This window comes from Candidatus Methylomirabilota bacterium (genome assembly GCA_035315345.1).
In the GTDB taxonomy this organism is placed as follows: domain Bacteria; phylum Methylomirabilota; class Methylomirabilia; order Rokubacteriales; family CSP1-6; genus CAMLFJ01.
In genome coordinates this window covers 1-23,780 of the sequence record DATFYA010000152.1, presented here as the reverse complement: position 1 = coordinate 23,780, position 23,780 = coordinate 1, and the positions used below count along the sequence as shown (strand labels likewise).

The window sequence follows — 23,780 nt, the reverse complement described above, 5'->3', positions numbered from 1 at the left end:
TGGGGGAGTGCGGGGGCCATGTCGGGGCCCCCGCAGCTGAACACGGGTCACGGTGGTGCTCACGCCACCCCGAGATACCGACGTTTGACCTCCTCGTCGGCCTCGAGCGCGGCCGGCGGGCCCTCGTACACGATCTGCCCCTTGTTCATCACGTAGACGCGATCGGCCACCCGCAGGGCCAGGTGATAGTTCTGCTCGACCAGCAGCAGCGAGAGCCGCTCGGCCTTGAGGGTTTGCAAGATCCGTCCGATCTCACGGACGATCCGCGGGGCCAGTCCCTCCGAGGGCTCGTCGAGCAGGATCAGGCGCCCGTTGGTCATCAGCGCGCGACCGATGGCCAGCATCTGCTGCTCGCCGCCCGACAGCGTCCCGCCGGCCTGGCCCTCGCGCTCGCGCAGGCGCGGGAACAGCGCGAACACGCGCTCGAGCGTCCAGCCCTCCGCGCGGGCGCCCAGCATGAGGTTCTCGCGCACCGAGAGCGGGGCGAAGATACGCCGGCCCTGGGGCACGAGGGCGAGGCCTTGCCGGGCGATGCGGTAGGACGGCCAGCGCTCGATCGCTCGGCCCTCGAACACCACGCGGCCGGTCCGGGGCGGCGTGAAGCCCACGATGCTGCGGATCGTCGTGGTCTTGCCGGCGCCGTTGCGCCCGAGCAGGGCCACCGCCTCCCCCCGCGCCACGCGCAACGACACGCCGTGCAGCACGTGGCTGTCGCCGTAGTAGGTGTGGATGGCTTCGACGTCGAGCATGCTCAGGCGCTGCCCAGGTAGACCTCGTACACCCGCGGATCGGCCTTCACCTCGGCGAAGGTGCCCTCGGTCAGCACCTCGCCGTAGTGCAGCACGGTGACCCGGTCCGCGAGAGAGCCCACCACGTCCATGTCGTGCTCGATGATCAGGAGCGTCACGTCGCGCGGCAGCGCCTCCAGCATGCGCGTCATTCGCTGCGTCTCCTCGGGCGACATGCCGGCGGTGGGCTCGTCCAGCAGGAGAAGCCGGGGCGAGGTGGCGAGCGCCACGCCCACCTCGAGCTGACGCTGCTCACCGTAGGAGAGCAGCCCGGCCGGCACCGCGAGCCGCTCGGTGAGGCCGACGATGTCGGCGACCTCGCGCGCCCGGGCGCGCGGACCCGGCTGCCCTTCGATTCGGCCCAGCAGGCTCCAGGTGCCCGGTGCGCGGGCCGCGGCGGCCAGCCGCAGGTTCTCCAGCACCGCGAGCTTCGGGAACAGGTTGTTGCGCTGGAACGAGCGCGAAACTCCGCGACGGGCCACCGCGTGTGGGCTCAGGCCCTGGATCGGCCGCCCTTCGAGCAGGATGCGGCCGCCGGTCGGGGCCAGCTGCCCAGTGATCAGGTTGAAGAGCGTCGTCTTGCCGGCGCCGTTGGGGCCGATGATGGCGCGCCGCTCGCGCGAGGCCACCTCGAACGAGACGCGATTGAGCGCGCTGAGGGCGCCAAAGGCGCGGCTCAAGCTCTCGGCGGCCAGGAGGCCGGCGGTCACGCCCGCAGCCCGATCCGCCCGCGCAGGGCTCCCACGATGCCCCCCGGGGCGAACAGCACGAACAAGATGAAGGTCGCGCCGAGGATCAGCATCCAGCGCTCGGTGTAGGTGCTGACCAGGCTCTGCAGCAGGATGAACGCGGCGGCTCCCAGCATCGCGCCGCCGAGCGTGCCGGTGCCGCCGATGATCACCATCAGCAGCGCCTCGCCCGACGTCTGCCAGTAGAATGCGTCCGGGGTGATCGAGCCGTTGAACTGGGTGTAGAGCGACCCGGCCACGCCCGCGATGACGCCGGCGATCACGAACGCGACCAGCTTGTAGCGGTCCACCGGGTAGCCGAGCGCCTCCATGCGCGCTTCGTTCTCGTGGATGCCGCGCAGCACGTGACCGAACGGCGAGCGCACCACCCGCCACAGGACGAGCGCGGCCAGCGCCACCAGCACGAGCAGATAGGCATGGAAGCCGCGCAGGCTTCCCAGGTCCCAGCCCGGCACGCGCGGGCGCGGAATGCCGACCAGCCCGTCCTCGGCTCCGAGCCAGGAGACCTGGAAGGTGTAGGCGAAGAACATTTGCGAGAACGCGAGCGTGAGCATGATGAAGTACACGCCGCCGACCCGGATGGAGAAGAAGCCGATCACGAGGGCGGCGAGGCCCGCGGCCAGCGCGGGCAGGAGGAGCGCCGAGACCAGCCCCGGATTCCTGGCCAGCGCGAGCGCGGCCACGTAGCCGCCGATGCCGAAGAACGCGGAGTGGCCGAACGAGACCATGCCGGCGTAGCCCATCAAGAGATCGAGGCTCATCGCGAAGACTCCCATGATGAGGATCTCCTGGAGGAGCTTGACCGGATAGTTGCCGGCACCGAGGGGAAAGAGGGCGAGCGCGACCACCACCAGCGCGAAGGCGGCGAGCCGGAGCCCGGTCACTTGAGCGGCCGGCCGAAGAGTCCCTGGGGGCGGATCAGCACGATGCCGGCCATGACCACGTAGATGATGAGCATGGCTGCGTCGGGCAGCCACGCCTTCCCGAACGTCTCGGCCTGGCCGATGACGAGGCTGCCGACCAGCGAGCCCTTGAGGCTGCCCAGCCCGCCCACCACCACCACGATCAGGGCCGGGATCAGGATGGTGACGCCCATGGACGGGAACGCGGACTGGATCGGCCCCGCGATCACCCCGGAGAGCCCGCCGAGCGCGGCGCCGAAGGCAAACACCGCGGTGAACACGCGGTGGATGTTGATGCCCATGCCCGCGGTCATCTCGGCGTCGAACACGCCGGCGCGAATCACCGCGCCGAGACGGGTGCGCTCGATCAGGACGTAGAGCAGCACCGCCATCACGAGGCCGAACACGATGACGAACAGCCGGTACGACGGGATGATCGTGCCGCCGAGGGAGACCGAGCCGGAGAAGAGGTCCGGAGGCGGGATCGAGCGGATGCGCCCCCCCCAGATCCACTTCACCAGGTCCTCGAAGAGGTAGATGAAGCCGAAGGTGAGCAACACCTGGTCGAGCGGAGGCCGCCGGTAGAGCGGACGGAGACACGAGCGCTCGATGAGCGCGCCGATCAGCCCGACCGCGAGCGGAGCGGCCAGCAGCGCCAGCCAGAAGTTGTCGGTGGCCGCGATGAGCGAGAGCCCCGCGTAGGCACCCAGCATGTAGAAGGAGCCGTGAGCGAGGTTGATCACGTCGAGCATCCCGAAGATCAGCGTGAGCCCGACGGATAACAAGAACAGCAGCACCCCGTATGCCAGCCCGTTCAGGGCCTGCCCGAACAGATCGACCGGCATGCGGGGTGCGACGTCGCCTCGACTACGCGGGCAGCGTGCAGCCCGTGCCCGGGTCGGCCACGTTGGCGACTTTGTCGATCGGCACGTTGTTGAGGCCGCCCGCCACCTCCTTGACCTCGCGGATGTAGACGTACGGCTGGATGACGTTGTGGGTCTTCGGATCGAAGCGGAAGCGGCCCCGGGGGCTGTCGAACTCGCTCTTGGCGATCACGTCGACCAGCTTCTCCTTGTCCTGGGTGTTGCCGTTGACCGCCTTGAGCGCGCGCACGATCACTTCCGCGGTGTCGTAGCCCTGGCAGGCGAACCCGTCCGGCATCTTGCCGCCGAACTTGGCCTGGAACTCCTTCACGAAGCGCTGGTTGGTGGGGTTGTCGAGCACCGGCGTGTAGAAGTGGCCCGTGATCACGCCGAGCGCCGCCTTGCCCTGGGCGGGCAGCACGTCCGGCTCGGTCAGGAAGCCGGCGCCGGTGAGCTTGATCGATTGCTTGAGGCCGAACTGATCGTACTGCTTGACGAAGTTGACCGCGTCCGTGCCGGAAAAGAACGCGAACACCGCCTTGGCCCCCGACTGCCGGATCTTCGTCAAGTAGGGCGCGTAGTCGGTCTCTCCCAGCTTCGGGTAGTCCTCGGCCACCACCTTGCCGCCGGCGGCCACGTAGGTCTCCTTGAACGCGTTCATCATGTCCTTGCCAGCCTGGTAGTTCGGCGCGGTCAGGAACACATCCTTGGAGACGTGCTTGGCCACCCAGCCGCCCATCGGCTGGCAAGGCTGCCAGTTCGAGAACGAGGTGCGAAAGATCCACTTCGAGCACCGCTCGCGGCTGATGGCGTCGGCGCCGGCGTTGGAGACGATCAGGATCGTCTTGCTGTTGTGGACCTTGTCGCGCATGCCCATCAGGATGCCGCTGTGCACCGGACCCGTGAGGATGTCCACCTTGTCGGAGTCGATGAGCTTCTCGGTCTTGCGGACGCCCACCGGCGGCTTCATCTCATCGTCTTCCTTGATCATCTCGATCTTGCGCCCGGCCACCGTCCAGTTCTCGCGGGCGAACACCAGCTCCATGCCCTGGGTGATGGACTCGCCGAGCACCGCGTACACGCCCGAATACGGCAACACGAGGCCGATCTTGACCGGGTCCGATTGCGCGCCCGCGCGTCGCACCCACGGCCCCATCGCCGCGCTGGCGGCCGCGAGCCCGGCCGTCCCGATGAACTTCCGCCGCGTGACTTCATCCATCATGATGTTCCTCCCGAGGTGGTTGAGCGTCGTCGTCGACGCCTGAGCCCTACAAATCTACACGAAATCCGCCGATTTGATAACGAACTGCCGGGCGCGCCGGTTTCAGGCCGCCAGCAGGGAGATCACGTAGTTGCCGCTGCCCGACGACGGCCCGTAGGCGTGCACGATCGGCACGAACCGCTGCCGCGATTCCATGACCACCCCGAGCAGCATGGCCAGGTGCCGGCCGCCCATCTCGGCCTGGCTGCTCGACGTGAACTCGGGCAGCCACGCCCACAGCTTCTCGAACTCGCCGTCGGCCAGCAGCCGGGCGAACCGATGGTCCAGCTCCTGATCCGCGGGCAGCGGCATGCGATCGGGTCCCCGCACCAGCTTGTGCGAGACGCTGCCGCTCGCCACGAAGCCCACGCGCTTGCCGCTCTCCGCGGCGACCCGGGCGGTCAGGCGGCCCCATTCGTGGGCTTCGTTGAGGTCCGCGGACAGGCAGACCGACACCGGGACGATCGGGGTGCGCTGCGACCGGTCGAGGTAGCAGACCATCGGCATCACCGTCCCGTAGTCGAGCGGATAGTGGACGTCGTTGGCGAGCACGCACTGCTGCCCGGCCGCTTTCCCGCCGGCGATGAGGCGGGCGGCCAGATCGTAATCACCGGGATAGTCGTAGCCCACTCCGTGGATGATCTCGGGCGCCTCCTGGGCGGTGAGCACCCCGCGATGCCGCGGGGTCCCGTCCACCACGGTGGGAAACGTGGTGATCAGGTGGCACGAGTTGATCACGGTCACATCGAGCCTCGCCCGCTCCACCACCTCGCCCTGCGCCACGAGGCCGTCGCGCACGGGGCGAAAGGCCTCGGACGCGAGCTTGCCCTCGAAGGCCGCCTCCAGCGTGCAGTAGCGCGGGGTGTGGACGGTCAGGAACGCACCGGCAAGTGGGCTCATGGGCTAGTTCTCCATGGAACCGGCTATTTCTTCAAGCTCTTCAGCTGCGGGGGCCCAGATGGCCCCCGCACTCCCCCACATAGCGGACAACCGCGGCGGACAACCGGCTACTTCTTCAAGCTCTTCAGCTGCGGGGGCCCCGACATGGCCCCCGCACCCCCCCACATAGCGGACATTCAAGCTCCTGCCGGGCGCTCACGGCACCCAGGCCACCGCGTCGATCTCGACGTTCACGCCCTTGCGAGGAGGCGCGGCCTCGACGGTCGTCCTGGCCGGCTGGACGCCCTGGAAATACTCCTTGAAGACGCGGTTGAAGACCGCGAAGTCGTCCATGTCGCGCAGGTAGACCCCGACGCGCACCACGTTGGCGATCGAGGTGCCGCCGGCTTCCAGGACGGCGCGGACATTGTCCAGCGTCACGCGCGTCTGCTCGGCGATGTCTTCGGACACGATGGTCTTGGTCACCGGGTCGAGCGGGCCCTGGCCGGAGACGAAGAGAAGGCCGCCGCACTTGACACCCTGGGCGATCGGCGACTCGGTTCCCTCGGAGAATCCGGTCTTCGGCGCCGACTTCGTGAACACCACCTCTGGCTTCATGGACGGGACTCTCCTTTGAGGAGGGCGACGATGCGCGCCGGAATGGCCCGGGCCGCCAGCGCCCCGTTCGGCGCCTCCGGTCGCGCCACCCACGCGCGAACCTCGAAGCCGCTCGCGCAGCGCCGCTGGCCCACGGACACCTCGTGCTCCACCCGGAACGTCTTCTCGTGCACCTCGCTCACCGTGGTGTGGATCCGCACCTGATCCCCGTAGCGTACCGGAGACGCGAAGCGAGCGCCCGACTCCACGATGGGCACGCCCACGATCCGCTCGGCCGGAAACATCTCGGTCCAGGGCAGCCCGAGCGACTCGAAGAGCGCCTCCGTCCCCAGATCGAACCACTCGAAGAACCGCGGGTAGAACACGATGCCGGCCGGGTCCGACTCGCTCCACCGGACCTTCACGGTCACCGCGCTACTGACCATCGACCATCTGGCGCAGCCGATACCGCTGCAGCTTTCCGGTGTCGGTGCGCGGCAGCTCGGCCACGATCCTGATCTCCCGCGGCCGCTGGTGCGGCGCCAGGGCGCCCTCCAGGAACCGCTGCAGATCTGCCCGCAAAGCCTCCGGCTCCGCCGTCGCATCCCGGGCCACCACGAACACGAACGGCTTGACCAGCCCGCCGGACTCGGCGGCCGCGACCACGCCCGACTCGAGCACGCCCGGGTGCCGGAGCAGGACCGATTCTACATCGGCCGGGACCACCCACTGCCCCGCCACCTTGAAGAAATCGTCCTCGCGCCCGCAGTGCACGTGGACCCCGTCCGGCTCACGGCGGACCACGTCGCCGGTGCGAAACCAGTCGCCCACGAAGGTCCGGCGGGATTGGTCGAGCCGCTGCCAGTACTGGGCCGCCTGCGACGGCGTGCGGACCCAGAGTACGCCCTCCTCGCCCTCGGCCGCCGGGCGCCCGTCGGCGTCGAGCACGCGCGCCTCGGTGCCCGGCACCGGAAAGCCCACGGAGCCCGGCCGGCTCTGCCCGGGCCGGTTCGAGAGCACCATGAAGATGGTCTCGGTCGCGCCGATGCCGTCGAGGATCTCGACCCCGAAGCGCGCGCGCCACGCCTCGTAGATCTCGGCGGGCAGTCGCTCTCCCGCCGAGACGCACGCCCGGACCGAGGCGAAGGCATCCGACGGCAGATTCGCGCGCAGGAACCGGGCATACATGGTGGGCACCGAGAAGAAGAGCGTGGGCCGGAACTCGCCCATCACGCGCGCCACCGCGGCCGGATCGGGCCACGCCGGATCGAGGTAGGTGGCCGCGCGGGCCAACAGCGGGATCAGCAGCGCGTTGCCCAGGGCATACGCAAAGAACAATCGTGACGTCGCGAAGATCCGATCCGCCGAGGTGACGCCCAGCACGTCGATGCCGTAGTGACGGCACGCCGGGAGCGTACGATGGCAGTGAACCGCCGCCTTGGGCGAGCCGGTGGTGCCGGAGGTGTACAGCCAGAATGCCATCGCGTCAGGCCCCATCGGCTCGGGCCGGACCGGCGCCGACGGGGCGTCGGCGACCAGCGAGTCGAAGTCCCGAACCGGCGCGGCCGGCGCGCCCCGCTCGATGTCGGTCGTCGGCTGGGTCACGAGCACCTTGGGTCGGCAGTCGGCGAGCACGGTGCCGAGCGCGGCGGGAGCGAGCCGGGTGTTGATCGGCACCGCCACCGCGCCCAGCTTGATGGCGCCGAAGAACGTGGCGGCCCACGCGGGGCCGTCGGGAAGCCGGATGGCCACGCGCTGCTCCGGCTCGACGCCCAGGGCGCGGAGGCCGTGGGCCGCGCGGTCGGTCAGCCGCTGCAGGGACGCGTAGGTCACCGGCCCGGACGGGGTGACGAGGGCAGCGCGGTCGCCATGCCCCTCGTGCACGGGCCCGTCGATGAACAGGGCGGCTGCGTTGTCCATGCCCGACGCGCTCAGGGCTGGCCGCTTCGCTTGCTACGCGGGATCGCGAAGCCGGCGGCCTCGATGCGATCGGTGATGCCGTGGAACTTGTGCCGCCCGTCGGTGTGGGCCGTCCAGACCGACCCGAGGTCGTCGAAGCCGGAGAGGTACCGGAGCCCGCAGTCCGCCGGCTCGGCCATCTGCATGTCGCCCGCGAGAAAGCGCCGATGGCCCTCGGCGGGATCGATCCAGAAGCCCTCGGAGGCCTCGCCGCCCAGGAGCCGGGGCTCCTGCCCCACGGGCACCGGCGCCAGGAAGAACCGCGCGGTGAAGCGGATCGGGCTCGAGGGCGGCGTGATGAAGTGCGAGAGGTAGCGGAAGGGCGCGAGGTCGAGGCGCCAGCCTTCGCGCGCGAGGAGGACGTGGAACGGCGCGTCCTCGGCGACCAGCGCGTGGCGCAGGCTCTCGACCCGCTCGCGCACGACCGGATCGCTCGTGTCCACCGGCCGGCCGCCCTCGTCGCAGCCCACCAGCAGGCCGGTCTCCTCGACCAATTCGCGGGCCGCGGTCACCCAGAAGGCGAGCGGCGGCAGGCCGTCGGAGACCGGGAACGAGCGCAGAGCCTCGGCGGTCGAGATGCCGCGGCAGCATCGGAGGGCTTCCTCACTGGCGTCGGTCGCCTCGACCTTGCCGCCCGGGAACGCGTAGAAGCCGCCGAGAAAGCGCATGCTCTTCTGCCGCCGGATCATGTAGACCTCGACCGGGCAGGCCGTGGCCGGTCGGACCAGCAGGACGGAGGCGGCGGGCCGTGGAGTCGCCGGAGTGGCTGGCGCGGCCGGCTCGGCGGTCACGCGGGGGGAACGCGGGAGCGGGTGAGACCGGCCAGCTGATCGAGCAGCGCCTCGGCCGATACCGGCTTGGCGATGACGCGATCCACGAACTGCATCGACTCGTGGGCGGAGACGCCCTCTCCCCAGCCGGTGAGGATGAACACCGCGGTCGCGGGCGAGCGCGTCTTGATCCGCTCGGCCACCTCCCAGCCGTTCATCCGGGGCATGCCGAGGTCGGTGATGACCACGTCGTGCGCGGCGGGATCGAAGACCGCCAGCGCCTCCTCCCCGTTGGCCGCGATGGTGATGGCGTGACCCTCGGTGCGCAGCACGTCGGAGAGCACGGTCAGGAGCCGCGGGTCGTCGTCGACCAGCAGCACCCGGGCCGCCTGCTCGGGCGGGGTCTGGCGCTCGGCGGGTCCCTCGGAGGCCGGGATGATCTGGAAGCGGCTGGCGTGTAAGCGCAGCCGCACGGTGGTGCCCTTGCCGATCTCGCTGTCGATGGCCACGGAGCCGCCGTGACGCTCGACGATGTCGTACACGTGGGCCAGGCCCTGGCCCGACTGCAGCCCGCGCGCGTGCTCGGCCAGCCGGCGCCGCATCTCCTCCGACATGCCGATCCCGGAGTCGCGCACCTCGACCACGACCCAGCCCGAGGCCTCCGAGGCGGCGCGGATGGCGAGGGAGCCGCCGCGCGGCATGGCGTCCACCGCGTTGTTGATGAGCCGCACGAGCGCGTCGCGCAGCTCGAAGGCGTTGCCCTCGACCGGGGGCAGCGCCTCCATGTCCTGGGTGACCGCAATGACCGTCCCCTTGCGTTCCGCCTCGTCGCGCCAGCGAGGCGCGGTCAGCTCGAGCGCCTCCGCGATCACCGCGGGCAGGCCCACCGGGCCGAAGGCCACCTGGGGCTGTCGCGACACGAACTCCTGCAGCTTGCGAACCGTCGCCGAGGCCTCCAGGGCCACGTCGCGAATCACCATCAGGCGCCGCCGCGCCGCCTCGGACTCGCTCTCGCGCAGCATCAGCTCGGTGTAGGCGAGGATCGCGGCGAGCGAGTTGTTGAAGTTGTGCGCGAGGCCGCCCACCGTCTCGCCGAGCGCGCGCAGGTCCTCGTTGCGGGAGAGCCCGCGCGGGCCCTCCGCGAGGCGGCGGCCCAGGTCGCGGGCCCAGCTCCGCATGGAGAGCACCGTGCGGTCCATCTCCACCTTGGTGCGGCGGATCTGGCGGGAGATGTCGCGGATCTCCTCATGATCCGCGAAGAGCAGGGCGTCCGGCGCGGTCGCTCCCGCGTCGCGTCGCATCCATCGCCCGACCTGCTCCCGGACGCGCTTGATCATGAGGAGCGGAGCGCTACAGGTTCACCAGCTGGGCCACGCGCTCGCGATGATGGGTCGCGTCGCCGAAGGTGAACTCGGAGCCCTTGGCGCGCTTGAAGTAGAGGTGGAGGTCGTGCTCCCAGGTGAAGCCGATACCGCCGTGCAGCTGGATGCCCGCCGCGGCGACGCGGCGGAAGGCGTCGGAGACGTAGGCCTTGGCCATGCTGACGGCCAGCGGCGCCTCGGGCGAGTTCTCGTCGAGGGCCCACGCCGCGTAGTAGGTGATGGACTTGCTGTTCTCCACGTCCACCAGCATGTCGGCGGCACGGTGTTTCACGCCCTGATAGGAGCCGATCGGCCGGCCGAAGGCCTGCCGGATCTTCGCGTACTCGACCGTCATGTCCAGCACCTTCTGGGCTCCCCCGCACATCTCGGCGCAGAGCGCGACCGTCGCGCGGTCGAGCACGCGGCCGAGCGGGGCCCAGCCGCTGCCCGCGGCGCCGAGCAGCGCGTCTGCCCCCACCGTGACCTCGGAGCAGGTGACCTCGCACAGCTTGCGGGTCTGATCCATGGTGGGCAGCAGCGCGACCTCGAGGCCCTTCGTCGCCTTGGGGAGCAGGAAGAGCGAGACGCCGTCGGCGCCCGCGCCGGGTCGCGTCCGCGCCGCGACCACCAGCGCGTCGGCGGTGTGGGCGTCGTGCACGAAGAGCTTGGTGCCGGACAGCGTGTAGCGCCCGCCCTTCTCGACCGCGGTGAGCGCGATGCCCGCGGGCCCCAGCTGCGCGCTCGGCTCCATCCAGGCCAGGGCGACGCGCTTGTCGCCGGCCGCGATCCGCGGCAGCCATTCCTTCTTCTGCGCTTCGTGGCCCGCCTCCAGGATGGCGAGGCCGCCCAGGAGCACCGAGGAGAAGTACGGTCCCGGCACCACCGCGCGGCCCATCTCCTCCATGAGCACGACGAGATCCACCAGCCCGAGGCCCATGCCGTCGCAGGACTCGGGATAGATCAGGCCGAGCCAGCCCTGCTCGGCGATCTTCTTCCACAGCTCGGGGCTGATGCCCTCGGGGGTCTCCATCAGGCGTCGCACCGTGTCCGAGCCGCACTCGTTCTCGAAGAACTTGCGGGCGGTGTTGCGCAGCAGCTCCTGCTCGTCGTTGAAGCCGAAGTTCATGGCTTAGCCTTTCGGGAGGCCGAGCACGCGCTCGCCGATGATGTTGCGCTGGATCTCGGTGGTGCCGCCCTCGATCGAGTTGGCCCGCGAGCGCAGGAAGCTGTGCTGCCAGAGCCCGTCCGCCACCGCCCACTCGCTGCCGTGGCTGAGCTGACTGAACGGCCCCTCGATCTCCATGGCCAGCTCCTGCAGGCGCTGGTGGCCCTCGACCCACATCATCTTGCCCGCGGACGCCTCGGGCCCCGGCAGCTCGCCGCGCAGCAGCTTGGTGATGGCGCGCGCGCCGGTGTACTTGAAGACCTCGGTGTCGATCCACATCTGGGCCAGCTTCTGCCGCATCACCGGGTCCTGGGTCACCGGGATTCCGTTCTTCTTGGTCGCGCGCGCGAGGTCCAGCAGGCTGTCCAGCGCGATGCGCAGCCGCACCTGCAGGCCGAAGCCCAGGGCGAGCCGCTCGTACATCAGAGTGGTGAGCCCGACCGCCCAGCCGTTGTTCAGCCCGCCGAGGATCTGCGACTCGTGGATCCGCACGTTGTCGAAGTACACCTCGTTGAACTCGGCGTCACCCGTCAATTGCTTGAGCGGCTTCACGGTGACGCCGGGCGTCTTCATGTCGAGGAGGAAATAGGTGATGCCCTTGTGCTTCGGCGCGCTCGGATCGGTGCGGGCCAGCAGCATCATCCAGTCCGCGATGTGGGCGAGCGAGGTCCAGACCTTCTGGCCGTTAATCACATAGTGCTGATCGCCGTCCTTCTCCGCCCGGGTCTGCAGCGACGCCAGGTCCGAGCCCGCGTTGGGCTCGGAGTAGCCCTGGCACCAGATCTCCTCGCACGAGAGCATCTTGGGCGGATAGCGCTTCTTCTGCTCGTCGGTGCCGTAGGCGATGATGGTGGGCCCGGCCATGCCGATGGCCAGGATGTTGAGCATCGGCGGCGCCTTGGCCAGCGCCATCTCCTGCTGGAGGATCATCTCCTCCATGAAGGTGAGGCCGCGGCCGCCCGCCTCCTTCGGCCACGTGAGCCCGACGAACCCGGCCTCGTACATCTTGCGCTGCCACTGCCGCAGCAGGTCGTAGGCCTCGGGGCGCGGGATGTCCGAGCCGCGCTGCAGGCGCGCGACGCAGTCCTGATGGACGTTCCGACCGAGCCAGGCGCGCACCTCGTCGCGGAAGGATTCCTGCTCTGGGGTCAGCGTGAAGTCCATATGCTCTCCCGCGCTCTGCGGCCCACGCTCAGGTGGGTTTCGGTGAGGTTGACCGGGACGGTGCTGAACGAAGATTCAGTTGCCATGATACGAGCCCGCGTCAGAAAGTGTCAAGCATCGCGGTGCGGTATACTCGCGGCGTCCATGGCCCCCGGGATCTCGCTGCCTCGCCTGAAGAGCCACATCCAGACACTGGCGACCTACGGCCGAAATCCTGACGGCCGCGGCATCACGCGCTCCTGCTGGAGTCCGGCCCACGAGGAGGCGCGCGCCTGGCTCGTCGGCAAGATGAAGGAGGCCGGGCTCGAGACGCGCATCGACCCCGCCGGCAATACCTTCGGCGTGCTGCCGGGGGAGGGCGCGGCGGTGTTGACCGGCTCGCACATCGACACGGTGCCCGAGGGCGGACCGCTCGACGGCGCGCTGGGCGTGCTGGCCGGGCTCGAATGCCTGCAGACGATCCGGGAGGCGCGCCTGCCGGTGCGGCGCCCGCTCGCGGTGGTGGCGTGGAGCGACGAGGAGGGCCGCTACGGGAGCCTCTTCGGCTCACGTGCCTTCACCGGCAAGCTCGACCCCAAGACGATCCCGGCCCTGCGCGCGCTCGACGGCGAGAGCCTCGTCGACGCGATGGCGCGCGCCGGCTACGAGGCGTCGCGCGCGCCCGATGCCCGGTGCGACCCGCGGGCGATCCACGCCTACGTCGAGCTGCACATCGAGCAGGGCCCGCACCTGGAGGCGGCGCGCCTGCCCATCGGCCTCGTGGAGGGCATCGTGGGCATCCGCCGCAACCGCCTGACCTTCGTCGGCGAGCCCGACCACGCGGGCACCACGCCGATGGCCTGGCGCAAGGACGCGTTCCTGGCCGCGTGCGAGTACGCGCTGAAGGCCCGCGAGCACATCGTGAAGAAGGGCAGCGGCCGGAGCGTGACCAACTTCGGGCGCATCGAGCTGGCACCCGGGGTCTCCAACATCGTGCCCGCGCGCGCGGTGCTGATGCAGGAGATGCGGGAGCTGGACGGCCGGATCCTCGCGCGGCTGGACCGCGAGTGCGTCGCCCTCGCGCGCGCGGTGGCTCGCCGGCGCGGGCTGCGCGTGGCGGTGGACACGCTCTCGCGCACGGAGCCGGCCCGGTGCGCGCCGCGCGTCATGGAGGCGGTGCAGGCCGCTTGCGAGAAGCTGCGGCTCGCCTACAAGCGGATGCCGTCGGGGGCTGGCCACGACGCCCAGAACCTGGCCTCGGTGACCGCATCGGGCATGCTCTTCATCCCCTCGCGCGGCGGACGCAGCCACCGACCCGACGAGATGAGCGACTGGAAGGCGATCGGGCGCGGCACCAACGCACTGCTCCACACACTGCTCGATCTGGCCGGGTGAAGTTGCCTCCGGCGGGCCGTTCGGAGCGCGCATGTGAAAGTTTCCACTTGGCAATCGTCGGCGGGATCAAGTACACTCCGCCTGATTCCAGCGCCATAACTTTCAAGAGGATGCTGTGCCCACGATAGTGCACCTGCTGCTCGCTCTGATCCTGACCGTCTTTCTGGCCGCCCAGGCCAGCTCACTGGTGTTCGTGGTGCGGTCGCGCCGCGCGGTCTCGGCCCGGAGCGCGCGCCGCTTCACCGACCTGCTCTGGACGTGCATCCCGGTGCTCCTCGTGCTGTTCCTGGCCGCCCGCAGCTGGATGGCGGTGATCGACGTTCAACGGCCCGCCGTGGCCGCGACCGGGATCTCGGTCCCGACGTCGGCGGCTCCGCGCTAGAGGAACCCACCCGACGCCATGACTGAGCCCGCCCGCCCCCTCCCGAAGCGCTTCGACTGGACGCTGGCCTGTCTGCTGGGCGGAGTTCTCCTGCTCGCCAGCTCGTGCAGCTGGGTGGGCTGGAACTGGGACACTCCGATGAGCACCGTGATGCCGAAGTCGGACTTCGGCAAGGTCACCCACGACATCTTCATGCTGATCTCGTGGTGGACCCTCGGCATCTTCATCGCGGTGGAGGCGGCCCTGCTCTGGGTGTGCTGGCGCTATCGCGATCGCCCCGGTGCGCCGATCCCGAAGCAGGTGCACGGCCACACCGCGCTCGAGGTCAGCTGGACCATCGCCTTCGCGGTCATCCTGCTCATCTTCGCGATCCCCACCATCCGGGTGATCTTCAAGACCCAGGAGGCCCCCGCGGCCACCGCGCTGCGCGTCGAGGTCTTCGGCAAGCAGTGGTGGTGGGAGTTCCGCTACCCGCAGCTGAAGATCACCACCGCCAACGAGCTCCACCTGCCCAAGGGGCAGACCGCGGCCTTCCTCCTGAACGCCCCGGACGTCATTCACTCGTTCTGGATGCCGCAGCTCGGGGGCAAGCGCGACGTGGTACCGCATCGGGTCAACCACATCACGTTGACCCCGGAGGTGTCGGGCGAGTACCCCGGCCAGTGCGCCGAGTATTGCGGCGTGTCGCACGCCAACATGCGCTTCCACGTCATCGTCCACGAGCCGGCCGAGTTCGAGCGGTGGGTCAAGAACCAGCAGGGGCCGCCGGTCGAGTCGACGGATCCCCTGGCCCAGCAGGGCAAGACGATCTTCAGCCAGTCGACGTGCGTGGGCTGCCACACCATCAACGGGATCTCGGCCGGGCACATCGGGCCCGACCTGACCCACTTCGCGAGCCGCAAGCGGTTCGCCGGTTACCTGATCGACTCCACGCCGGACAACCTGGCGAAGTGGATCGAGAATCCCGATCACCTGAAGACCGGCGCGCTGATGCCGAATCTCGGAATGACGGCCGAGCAGAGCAAGGCCCTGGCCGCCTATCTCCTCAGCCTGAAATAAGGGGATCCCCATGGCCACTCAGGCCGCATTCATGCCGGGCTCGAAGGTCGAGACCGAGACGTTCTGGGGAACGGTCTGGTCCTGGCTCACCACCGTGGACCACAAGCGGATCGGGATCCTCTACGGCACCTCCGCGTTCATCTTCTTCCTGATCGGCGGCATCGAGGCGCTCATCATGCGCCTGCAGCTGGCCCGCCCGGACAACACCCTGGTCGGCGCGGAGCGGTTCAACGAGCTGTTCACGATGCACGGCACCACCATGATCTTCCTGGCCGTGATGCCGTTGAGCGCGGCCTTCTTCAACTACATGATCCCCCTGATGATCGGCGCGCGGGACGTGGCCTTCCCCCGCCTGAACGCGCTGTCATACTGGATCTTCCTCTCCGGAGCCCTGTTCCTCAACTCCAGCTGGCTCTTCGGCCTCGCCCCGGACGGCGGATGGTTCGGCTACGCCAACCTCACCACCGCGCAGTTCTCCCCACGCCACACCATCGACTTCTGGATGCTGGGACTGCAGATCCTCGGGGTGTCGTCGATGCTGGCCGGCTTCAACTTCCTGGTGACCATCATCAACATGCGGGCGCCCGGCATGACCCTGATGCGCATGCCGGTGTTCGTGTGGATGAGCTTCGTGACCCAGTTCCTGCTCGTCCTGGCCTTCCCGGCGATCACGGTGGCCCTCATTCTGCTGATGTTCGACCGCTTCTTCGGCACCCTGTTCTACGCGCCGGCCGCGGGAGCCGATCCGCTGCTCTGGCAGCACCTCTTCTGGATCTTCGGCCATCCCGAGGTCTACATCCTGATCCTTCCCGCGATGGGCATCGTCTCCGAGGTCCTGCCCACCTTCGCGCGCAAGCCCCTCTTCGGCGCCCCGGTGGTCATCTATTCCGGCATCATGATCGGCTTCTTCGGCTTCGGGGTGTGGAGCCACCACATGTTCTCGGTGGGCATGGGCCCGGTCGCCGACTCCGCGTTCTCCATCGCCACCATGCTGATCGCGGTGCCCACCGGCGTGAAGATCCTCAACTGGATCGGCACCCTGTGGGGCGGCAGCATCCGTTTCCGGACCCCGCTCTACTTCGCGCTCGGCTTCATCGCCATGTTCACGATGGGCGGCCTCTCCGGGGTCATGCACGCCTCCCCGCCGGTCGATCTGCAGCAGACCGACAGCTACTTCGTGGTGGCGCACTTCCACTACGTGCTGTTCGGCGGGTCGATCTTCGGCCTCTTCGGGGGCATCTACTACTGGTGGCCGAAGATCAACGGCAAGCTGCTCGACGAGCGCCTGGGCCTCTGGCACTTCTGGCTCATGATGATCGGCTTCAACGTGACGTTCTTCCCCCAGCACTACCTGGGGCTCATCGGGATGCCCCGGCGCATCTACACCTACGCGCCGGACCTCGGGTGGAACTTCTGGAACCTCATCTCGACGATCGGGGCGTTCCTGATCGCGGTGTCGCTGCTCTTCTTCATCGTCAACGTGATCCGGACCATGCGCTCCGGGAAGATCGCGGGCAACGACCCGTGGGATGCGCGGACCCTGGAGTGGGCGATCCCGTCGCCGCCGCCGGTCTACAACTTCGCCCGCGTTCCCCACGTGCACGACCGCGACGACTACTGGCTGCAGAAGCACGGCGACGGCCACGGCGGGGCGCCCGCGCCCAGGCCGGCGCCGGTGACCGCGGCGGAGATCGCGGCGATCCACATGCCGTCGCCCTCCTTCTGGCCGCTGCTGCTGGCCCTCGCGATGGCGGTCATGATCTCGGGTCTGATGATCAGCATGTACCAGGTGATCGTGGGCGGCCTGCTCACCCTCTACCTCATGTACAAGTTCGCCATGGAGCTGCACCGCCCCGCCGAGGGGCACGGACACTAGGAGAGCCCCCGTGGCCGACCACGCCGCCGCTCACGTCATTCACGACCCGAACATCGGCAACACCGGGCTCGACAACCGCAAGATGGGAATGTGGGCCTTCCTCGGCTCCGACTGCATGTTCTTCGGGTCGCTGATCGGCACCTATCTCGCCTACAAGGGCAAGTCGCTCTCCGGGCCGGGACCGCACGACGTCTTCGACATCCCGCTCACCTCCTACAGCGCCGCACTCCTGCTCGCCTCGTCGCTCACCATGGTACTGGCCCTCGCCAACCTGCAGCACAACCGCGTCAAGTCGGCGGCGCGCTGGCTCCTGGTGACCGCGCTGCTCGGGCTCCACTTCGTGTTGAACCAGGTCTACGAGTTCACCACCTTCGTGCTCCACCACGACCTCAAGCTCTCCACCAATCTCTTCGGATCGAGCTTCTTCGTGCTCACCGGCTTCCACGGGGCGCACGTCACCGGCGGCGTCATCTGGCTCCTGATCCTGGTCGGGCTGGCGTGGCGGAGGCAGCTCGACGTCCGCGACTACACCAAGGTCGAGATCGCCGGCCTGTATTGGCACTTCGTCGACATCGTGTGGATCGCGATCTTCACCGTCATCTACCTGATCCCCTAGGGGGCCGCGACATGGCCGATCAGCACGCTGTCGCCGCGACGCACGAGGGAGGCGGGCACGCGACCGTCCGGACGTACGTCAACGTGGCGATCCTGCTGGCGATCATCACCGCGCTCGAGGTCGCCACGCTCTACGTCCCGGGCATCCCCAACGTCCTGCTCGTGTCGAGCCTGCTCGTGATGTCGGCGATCAAGTTCTTCCTGGTGGTGGGCTTCTTCATGCATCTCCGCTACGATCATCCGATCCTCCGGGCTCTCTTCGTGGGGCCGCTGATCATTGCCATCGCCATCATCATGGCGGTCATGGCGCTCTTCAGCGCCTTCCTGCTGCTGCCCCGTCCCCACTAGCCATGGCGCACGTAGTACCCGGGGCCGCGGGGCCGCCGCCCCTCGGGCCCGATGGCTTCGACTGGACCGCCTGGCAGGCCGATCCGGTCGTGGTCGGTGGGCTCGTGGCCCTCGGCGCCGCCTACGCCGCCGCGACGTTGTGGCGCGGCCGTCTCGACCCGCGCGCCGGAGTGGAGCCGCTCCGGATCGCCTCGTTCGGGGGCGCCCTCGGGGTGCTCTTCGTGGCCCTCACCGGCCCCATCCACGATCTCTCGGACTACTACCTCTTCAGCGCGCACATGGTGCAACACATGCTGCTGGTCTTCGCGATGCCGCCGCTGCTGCTCTACGGCACCCCCGGCTGGATGGTGCGGCCGCTGCTGTCGGATCCTCGTCTGCGCTCGCTCGGGCGCACGCTCACGAAGCCGGCCGGCGCCTTCGCCACGTTCAACGTCGTGCTGGTGGTCTGGCACCTGCCTCCGGTCTACAACCTGGCCATGGACCAGCATCAGGTGCACATCGTGGGGCACCTGCTGATGATGGCCGCCTCGGTGATCCTGTGGTGGCCGGTGCTCTCCCCGGTGGGCGAGCTGCCGCGCGCTCCGTATCCGATCCAGCTCCTGTACCTGTTCGTGGTGGGACTGCCCATGGTCATGGTGGCCATCTTCATCTCGATGGCGGACGGCATCCTGTACCCGTACTACTCGACCTCGCCGCGCATCTGGCCGTGGCTCACCCCGCACGCCGACCAGCACCTGGGCGGCCTGATCATGTGGATCCCGGGCGGGCTCGTGTTCCTGCTCGCGGTATCGGTGATCTTCTTCCGCTGGCAGGGCGCCGGGGGCGACGATCTGGCGCTGCGCCAGGCGGAGGGCGAGCCGAGCGGCTATCGCGCGGGCAAGGGGGCATCCGGTTGACCGCCGCGCGCGTCGCCTTCGCCGCGGTGGCGGCGGTCTTCATCCTGATGACGCTCGGCAACGTGGTGAGCGCGACCGGGTCGGGCCTCGCCTGCCCCGACTGGCCGCTCTGCCACGGCTCGGTGATCCCTCCGCTTCGCGCGGACGTGCTGATCGAGTACGGCCATCGCCTGGCCGCGCTCGCCGCGAGCGTGCTCATCGTGGCCACCACGGTGGTGACGCTGGCGCAGACGCGCGCGCCCGGCCTGCGTCGGCTCGCGTGGCTCGTGCCGATCCTGCTGGTGGTGCAGATCGCGCTCGGGGGCGTCACGGTGCTGCTGAAGCTGCCGGACCTGATCAGCACCGCGCACCTGATCAACGCGCTGCTCATCCTGGCCGCGCTCATCGTGCTGGGCCTCGGGCTGCGCGGCGCCGCGGCCGCCCCGTCGGACCGCCCGCGGCGTCTCGCCCGGGTGGGGCTGATCGTCCTGCTCGTTCAGCTGGCCCTCGGCGGCTACGTCCGTCACTCGGGCGCGGGGCTCGCCTGCCCGGACTTCCCGCTCTGCAGCGGCGACGTGTTCCCGATCGGCTGGCTGCCCTCGGTGCACTGGGCGCACCGCTGGCTCGGCGTGCTGCTGCTCGGCCTGTTCATCCATCTCGCGCTGGCCGGGCGGACGGTCGCGGCGCGACTCGTGGCCGCGCTCGCGGTGCTGCAGGTCTCGCTCGGCATCGCCACGGTGCTGCTGCAGCTCACCCCGGTGATCCGCGCGGCCCACGCCGCGGTCGGGTACTCGCTGTGGGCGGTGCTGGTCTGGGTGAGCGTCGAGGCCGGTGGCTGGCCCGGGTTCGTGCCGTCGGCCGCGCGGAAGGCCTCGAGGCGGGGGGACATGGCCCATGCCGCCTAGGGCCGCGGCGGCCGCCTCGCGGCACATCGGCACCCTCCGCGTGACCGAGCGCGTCGGCGCGTACGCCGAGCTGTCGAAGTTCGGCATCGTGCTCCTGGTGCTGGTGTCGGCGGGGGCCGGCTTCATGCTGCGCGCCCCGCTCGGCCCGGAGTTCCCGTGGGCGCAGGGCCTGTTGATGCTCGCCGGCGTGATGCTCCTGTCGTGCGGCGCCTCCGCCCTGAATCAGGTGCAGGAGCGCCGGCGCGACGCCCTGATGGCCCGGACCGCGGGCCGGCCCCTACCGTCCGGTCGGCTCTCGCGCGTGCAGGGGCTCGCCTTCGCGCTGCTCGCGATCGCGGGCGGCGCGGGCATCCTCTGGCTCGGCGTCGGCCACACCGCCGGCATCCTCGGCCTCATCGCGAGCGCCTTCTACAACGGCGTCTACACGCCCTGGCTGAAGCCGCACTCGCCGTTCGCGGCGGTGCCGGGCGCGATTCCGGGGTCCATCCCGCCGGTCATCGGCTGGGTCGCGGGCGGCGGCCATCTCGCCGATGCGGGCGCGCTGATGCTGTTCGGCATCCTGTTCCTTTGGCAGATGCCGCACTTCTGGGCGCTGGCCCTGCGCTATCGCGCCGACTACGCGGCCGGCGGCTTTCCGATGGTCTCGGAGCGGGTCGGCGTCGAGGGCACCGCGCGGCTCATCCTGCTCTATGCGCTCGGCCTCACCGCCTGGTCGCTGGCCGCTCCCACCTTCGGGCTGGGAGGACCGGTGGCGCTGGTCGCGGCCGCCGCCCTCGGGGGCCGGCTCATCTGGCTCGCGACCAAGTTCGCCCGGCAGCCGGAGGACCAGCGCGGGTGGCTCTCGCTGTTCCTGTTCTCCAACTTCTATCTGCTGCTGCTGTTTCTGGCCCTGGTGGTCGAGCGGCTGGTCCGGCACGCCCTCCTCTGAGGTAGCGGTCCGCCGGTCGCCGGCCCGTTGGCGCGGGGATGTGCTCGTCTGTTATCCTGACACCCCGTCTGGAGGTCTGATCGAATGAACATCTGCGTGGTGGGAACCGGGTACGTGGGGCTGGTGACCGGAGCCGTCTTCTCCGATCTCGGCAACGACGTGGTCTGCGTGGACAACGATCAGGCCAAGATCGAGGCGCTGCGGGCCGGCCAGATGCCGATCTACGAGCCGGGCCTCGAGGAGATGGTGATCCGGAACAAGGACGATGGCCGGCTCACCTTCACCATCGACCTGACCGCCGCGGTCCGCCAGTCCGACGTCATCTTCATCGCGGTCGGCACCCCGCCCAAGGAGACCGGCGAGACCGACCTCGCCCACGTCGAGGCGGTGGCCGCCGCGATCGGGCGCGCGATGGACCGGTACAAGGTGGTGGTGAACAAGTCCACGGTCCCGGTGGGAACCGGCGAGTTCGTCCGCGAGGTCATCACGAAGCACCAGCCGCGCCCGATCGACTTCGACGTGGTGTCGAACCCCGAGTTCCTCCGGGAGGGCTCGGCCATCGAGGACACGCTGCGCCCCGACCGCATCGTCATCGGCGCCCCCAACCAGCAGGTGGCCATGACCCTGGTGGAGCTCTACGCCCCGCTCGAGCGGCCCATGATCATCACCGATCTGCCGTCGGCCGAGGTGATCAAGTACGCGTCCAACGCCTTCCTGGCCGCCAAGATCTCGTTCATCAACGCGATCGCCAACATCTGCGAGACCGCGGGCGCCGACGTGAGCCAGGTGATGAAGGGCATGGGCCTGGACAGCCGGATCGGGATGCAGTTCCTCCAGGCCGGGCTCGGCTACGGCGGCTCCTGCTTCCCCAAGGACGTCGACTCCCTCATCCACACCGCGGCCCGCTTCGGCTACGATTTCAAGCTCCTGCGCTCGGTGGTGGAGATCAACCGGGAACGCGCGGCGCACCTGGTGGAGATGATGCGGAAGGCGATGGGCCCGCTCGAGGATCGCACGATCGCGGTGCTGGGTCTGGCCTTCAAGCCGAACACCGACGACATGCGCGAGGCCAAGAGCCTCGAGGTGGTGCGTCTCCTTCACGCGGCGGGCGCGCAGCTGCGGGCCTATGACCCGGTGGCGATGGACAACGCGCGACCGATGATGCCCGAGGGCGTGGTCTTCTGCGAGTCGGCCTACGAGGCGGCGGCGGGGGCGGACGGCGTCGCCCTGCTCACCGAGTGGAACGAGTTCAAGTACCTGAACCTCGACCGGCTGGGCGGCCTCCTGCGGCGGCGCGTGATCTTCGACGCGCGCAATCTGTACGAGCCCGAGCGCATGCGTCGGCTCGGCTTCGAGTACTACTCGATCGGGCGCAAGCCCGTGCTCGCGGGCTGAGGGCCGGCCCGGTGCGCGTGCTCGTGACGGGCGGGGCCGGCTTCATCGGCTCCCATCTCTGCGACTTCCTGCTCGCCCGGGGCTGCGAGGTCGTGTGCATGGACAGCCTGCTCACCGGGTCGACCGACAACATCGCCCACATCAGCGACCCGCGCTTCCTGTTCGTCAAGCACGACGTCACCAACTACATCGTGGTGGGCGGCGCGCTCGACTACGTGCTCCACTTCGCCAGCCCCGCGTCGCCCATCGACTATCTCGAGCTGCCCATCCAGACCCTGAAGGTGGGCGCCCTCGGCACCCACAAGGCGCTCGGGCTCGCCAAGGAGCGGCGCGCCCGGTTCCTGCTCGCCTCCACCTCCGAGGTCTACGGCGACCCGCTCGTGCATCCCCAGCGCGAGGACTACTGGGGCAACGTCAACCCGGTGGGGCCGCGCGGGGTCTACGACGAGGCCAAGCGCTTCGCCGAGGCCATCACGATGGCCTACCACCGCTACCACAAGGTCGAGACGCGGATCATCCGGATCTTCAACACCTACGGCCCGCGCATGCGGGTCGAGGACGGCCGCGCGATCCCCGCCTTCATGAGCCAGGCGCTGCGCGGCGAGGACGTCACGATCTTCGGCGACGGCAGCCAGACGCGCTCGCTCTGTTACGTATCGGACCTCGTGGACGGCATCTACCGGCTGATGATGTCGAACACGTCGGATCCCGTGAACATCGGCAACCCGTACGAGCTCACGATCCGCCAGCTCGCCGAGCGCGTCGTGGCCCTCTCGGGCTCGCGCTCGAAGATCGTCGAGAAGCCGCTGCCTGTGGACGATCCCAAGGTCCGCCAGCCCGACATCACGCGCGCCCGCACTCTGCTCGGCTGGGAGCCGAAGGTCCAGCTCGACGAGGGCCTGCCGAAGACCCTCGCCTACTTCCGGAGCAAGCTGGGCGTCGCCTAGCTATCGCCCCACACGCAGGCTTCAGCGCGTCAGCGCGCAGGCTCGAGCAGCCGCGGCCAGTTCAGGATGAGCTTGAAGCCATCGGAGTCGGTCTGCGACCGCTGCACGGTGGCCAGGATCCGCCCGTCCGGGCCGATGTCGTACACGGGCCGCCAAGGTTCTCCGCCCGGCAGCTCGAAGACCGATTCGCCAAGGCCGAATCTGGGCTCTTTGCCGAGCTCCATCGCGACGATCTTCAGGTTGTGGTCGGCGCCGTGGAAGAACAGCGCGCGTCCTCCCGGGGCCCACCGGGGAGTGAATCCGCCGCCGCTCGAGACCTGCCATTTCCCGGGCCCGTCGAAGGTGGGCACGACGTAGACCTCGAGCCGGCCCGACTCCATCGACGAATAGGCGAGCCATCGTCCGTCCGGAGAGAAGTTCGGCTCGGCCTCGAAGGCTGGCGTGGCGATCCTGGCTTTGGCCGTGCGCGACAGCAGGTCGAGGAGCAGGATGTCATCGCTCGCCTCGAAGGCGATCCAGCGGCCATCCGGCGACCACGACAGGTTTCGTACAACGCTGGGCGAGGAGTACAGCATCTCCGGCTCTCCGAGGACGGAGGAGCGGCGACGCCATATCTCG

General features: G+C 69.3%; 25 protein-coding genes. 11 read left to right on the top strand and 14 right to left on the bottom strand.

What is annotated here, in order from left to right; genetic code table 11:
* Positions 1–59: 59 nt before the first annotated feature.
* From VKN16_20010 to VKN16_19950, 13 genes are all read right to left on the bottom strand, one after another.
* A complete protein-coding gene (locus VKN16_20010; GenBank protein ID HME96491.1) occupies positions 60–749 on the bottom strand; it encodes an ABC transporter ATP-binding protein in 690 nt (229 codons plus the stop codon).
* A gap of 2 nt (positions 750–751) precedes the next feature.
* Complete coding sequence (locus tag VKN16_20005; protein ID HME96490.1) at positions 752–1,498, bottom strand: ABC transporter ATP-binding protein; 747 nt, start codon at positions 1,496–1,498, stop codon at positions 752–754.
* On the bottom strand, positions 1,495–2,421 hold the full coding sequence (locus VKN16_20000) for a branched-chain amino acid ABC transporter permease (protein HME96489.1): 927 nt from the start codon (positions 2,419–2,421) through the stop codon (positions 1,495–1,497). Before VKN16_20000 ends, VKN16_20005 begins: the two co-directional genes overlap by 4 nt.
* A complete protein-coding gene (locus VKN16_19995; GenBank protein ID HME96488.1) occupies positions 2,418–3,284 on the bottom strand; it encodes a branched-chain amino acid ABC transporter permease in 867 nt (288 codons plus the stop codon). Before VKN16_19995 ends, VKN16_20000 begins: the two co-directional genes overlap by 4 nt.
* 22 nt (positions 3,285–3,306) lie before the next feature.
* Positions 3,307–4,524, bottom strand: a complete 1,218-nt coding sequence (locus VKN16_19990) for an ABC transporter substrate-binding protein (GenBank protein ID HME96487.1) — start codon at positions 4,522–4,524, stop codon at positions 3,307–3,309.
* A gap of 102 nt (positions 4,525–4,626) precedes the next feature.
* Positions 4,627–5,463 carry an extradiol ring-cleavage dioxygenase gene (locus VKN16_19985; GenBank protein ID HME96486.1) on the bottom strand — a complete coding sequence of 279 codons (837 nt, stop codon included), beginning with the start codon at positions 5,461–5,463 and terminating at the stop codon, positions 4,627–4,629.
* 195 nt (positions 5,464–5,658) lie between these two features.
* On the bottom strand, positions 5,659–6,060 hold the full coding sequence (locus VKN16_19980) for a RidA family protein (protein HME96485.1): 402 nt from the start codon (positions 6,058–6,060) through the stop codon (positions 5,659–5,661).
* Positions 6,057–6,464, bottom strand: a complete 408-nt coding sequence (locus VKN16_19975; protein ID HME96484.1) for an acyl-CoA thioesterase — start codon at positions 6,462–6,464, stop codon at positions 6,057–6,059. The genes VKN16_19980 and VKN16_19975 overlap by 4 nt, the downstream gene beginning before the upstream one ends.
* Before the next feature lie 10 nt (positions 6,465–6,474).
* Positions 6,475–7,959: a benzoate-CoA ligase family protein gene (locus VKN16_19970; protein HME96483.1), complete on the bottom strand. Its 1,485-nt coding sequence runs from the start codon at positions 7,957–7,959 to the stop codon at positions 6,475–6,477.
* A gap of 11 nt (positions 7,960–7,970) precedes the next feature.
* Positions 7,971–8,687, bottom strand: coding sequence for a hypothetical protein (locus VKN16_19965; protein HME96482.1), 717 nt, complete (start codon positions 8,685–8,687; stop codon positions 7,971–7,973).
* Between the two features lie 98 nt (positions 8,688–8,785).
* On the bottom strand, positions 8,786–10,105 hold the full coding sequence (locus VKN16_19960; GenBank protein HME96481.1) for a response regulator: 1,320 nt from the start codon (positions 10,103–10,105) through the stop codon (positions 8,786–8,788).
* Between the two features lie 13 nt (positions 10,106–10,118).
* Positions 10,119–11,255, bottom strand: coding sequence for an acyl-CoA dehydrogenase (locus VKN16_19955; GenBank protein ID HME96480.1), 1,137 nt, complete (start codon positions 11,253–11,255; stop codon positions 10,119–10,121).
* A gap of 3 nt (positions 11,256–11,258) precedes the next feature.
* Positions 11,259–12,458, bottom strand: a complete 1,200-nt coding sequence (locus VKN16_19950) for an acyl-CoA dehydrogenase family protein (GenBank protein ID HME96479.1) — start codon at positions 12,456–12,458, stop codon at positions 11,259–11,261.
* Between the two features lie 144 nt (positions 12,459–12,602).
* On the opposite strand from VKN16_19950, the gene VKN16_19945 reads away from it, so the two are divergent.
* The 11 genes from VKN16_19945 (at position 12,603) to VKN16_19895 (ending at position 23,162) form a co-directional block, all read left to right on the top strand.
* Positions 12,603–13,832 carry a M20 family metallo-hydrolase gene (locus tag VKN16_19945; protein HME96478.1) on the top strand — a complete coding sequence of 410 codons (1,230 nt, stop codon included), beginning with the start codon at positions 12,603–12,605 and terminating at the stop codon, positions 13,830–13,832.
* Between the two features lie 115 nt (positions 13,833–13,947).
* On the top strand, positions 13,948–14,214 hold the full coding sequence (locus VKN16_19940; GenBank protein ID HME96477.1) for a hypothetical protein: 267 nt from the start codon (positions 13,948–13,950) through the stop codon (positions 14,212–14,214).
* 18 nt (positions 14,215–14,232) lie between these two features.
* On the top strand, positions 14,233–15,273 hold the full coding sequence (gene coxB, locus VKN16_19935; GenBank protein HME96476.1) for a cytochrome c oxidase subunit II: 1,041 nt from the start codon (positions 14,233–14,235) through the stop codon (positions 15,271–15,273).
* 10 nt (positions 15,274–15,283) lie between these two features.
* Positions 15,284–17,149 (top strand): cytochrome c oxidase subunit I, encoded by a 1,866-nt coding sequence (gene ctaD, locus VKN16_19930; GenBank protein ID HME96475.1) that lies wholly within the window; start codon positions 15,284–15,286, stop codon positions 17,147–17,149.
* A 10-nt stretch (positions 17,150–17,159) separates the two neighbouring features.
* Complete coding sequence (locus VKN16_19925; GenBank protein ID HME96474.1) at positions 17,160–17,765, top strand: heme-copper oxidase subunit III; 606 nt, start codon at positions 17,160–17,162, stop codon at positions 17,763–17,765.
* 11 nt (positions 17,766–17,776) lie between these two features.
* Complete coding sequence (locus VKN16_19920; protein ID HME96473.1) at positions 17,777–18,112, top strand: cytochrome C oxidase subunit IV family protein; 336 nt, start codon at positions 17,777–17,779, stop codon at positions 18,110–18,112.
* Between the two features lie 2 nt (positions 18,113–18,114).
* The gene (locus VKN16_19915; protein HME96472.1) at positions 18,115–19,008 is read left to right on the top strand and encodes a cytochrome c oxidase assembly protein; all 894 of its coding nucleotides are present in this window, start codon (positions 18,115–18,117) and stop codon (positions 19,006–19,008) included.
* Positions 19,005–19,892: a COX15/CtaA family protein gene (locus VKN16_19910; protein ID HME96471.1), complete on the top strand. Its 888-nt coding sequence runs from the start codon at positions 19,005–19,007 to the stop codon at positions 19,890–19,892. Before VKN16_19915 ends, VKN16_19910 begins: the two co-directional genes overlap by 4 nt.
* Positions 19,882–20,820 carry a heme o synthase gene (gene cyoE, locus VKN16_19905; GenBank protein ID HME96470.1) on the top strand — a complete coding sequence of 313 codons (939 nt, stop codon included), beginning with the start codon at positions 19,882–19,884 and terminating at the stop codon, positions 20,818–20,820. The genes VKN16_19910 and cyoE overlap by 11 nt, the downstream gene beginning before the upstream one ends.
* Positions 20,821–20,904: 84 nt before the next feature.
* A complete protein-coding gene (locus VKN16_19900) occupies positions 20,905–22,215 on the top strand; it encodes a UDP-glucose/GDP-mannose dehydrogenase family protein (GenBank protein HME96469.1) in 1,311 nt (436 codons plus the stop codon).
* Positions 22,216–22,226: 11 nt separating this feature from the next.
* Positions 22,227–23,162 carry a UDP-glucuronic acid decarboxylase family protein gene (locus VKN16_19895; GenBank protein HME96468.1) on the top strand — a complete coding sequence of 312 codons (936 nt, stop codon included), beginning with the start codon at positions 22,227–22,229 and terminating at the stop codon, positions 23,160–23,162.
* A 29-nt stretch (positions 23,163–23,191) separates the two neighbouring features.
* Here the strand turns inward: VKN16_19895 and VKN16_19890 are convergent.
* A partial coding sequence (locus VKN16_19890; GenBank protein HME96467.1) for a hypothetical protein occupies positions 23,192–23,780 on the bottom strand: 589 nt, incomplete at its 5' end.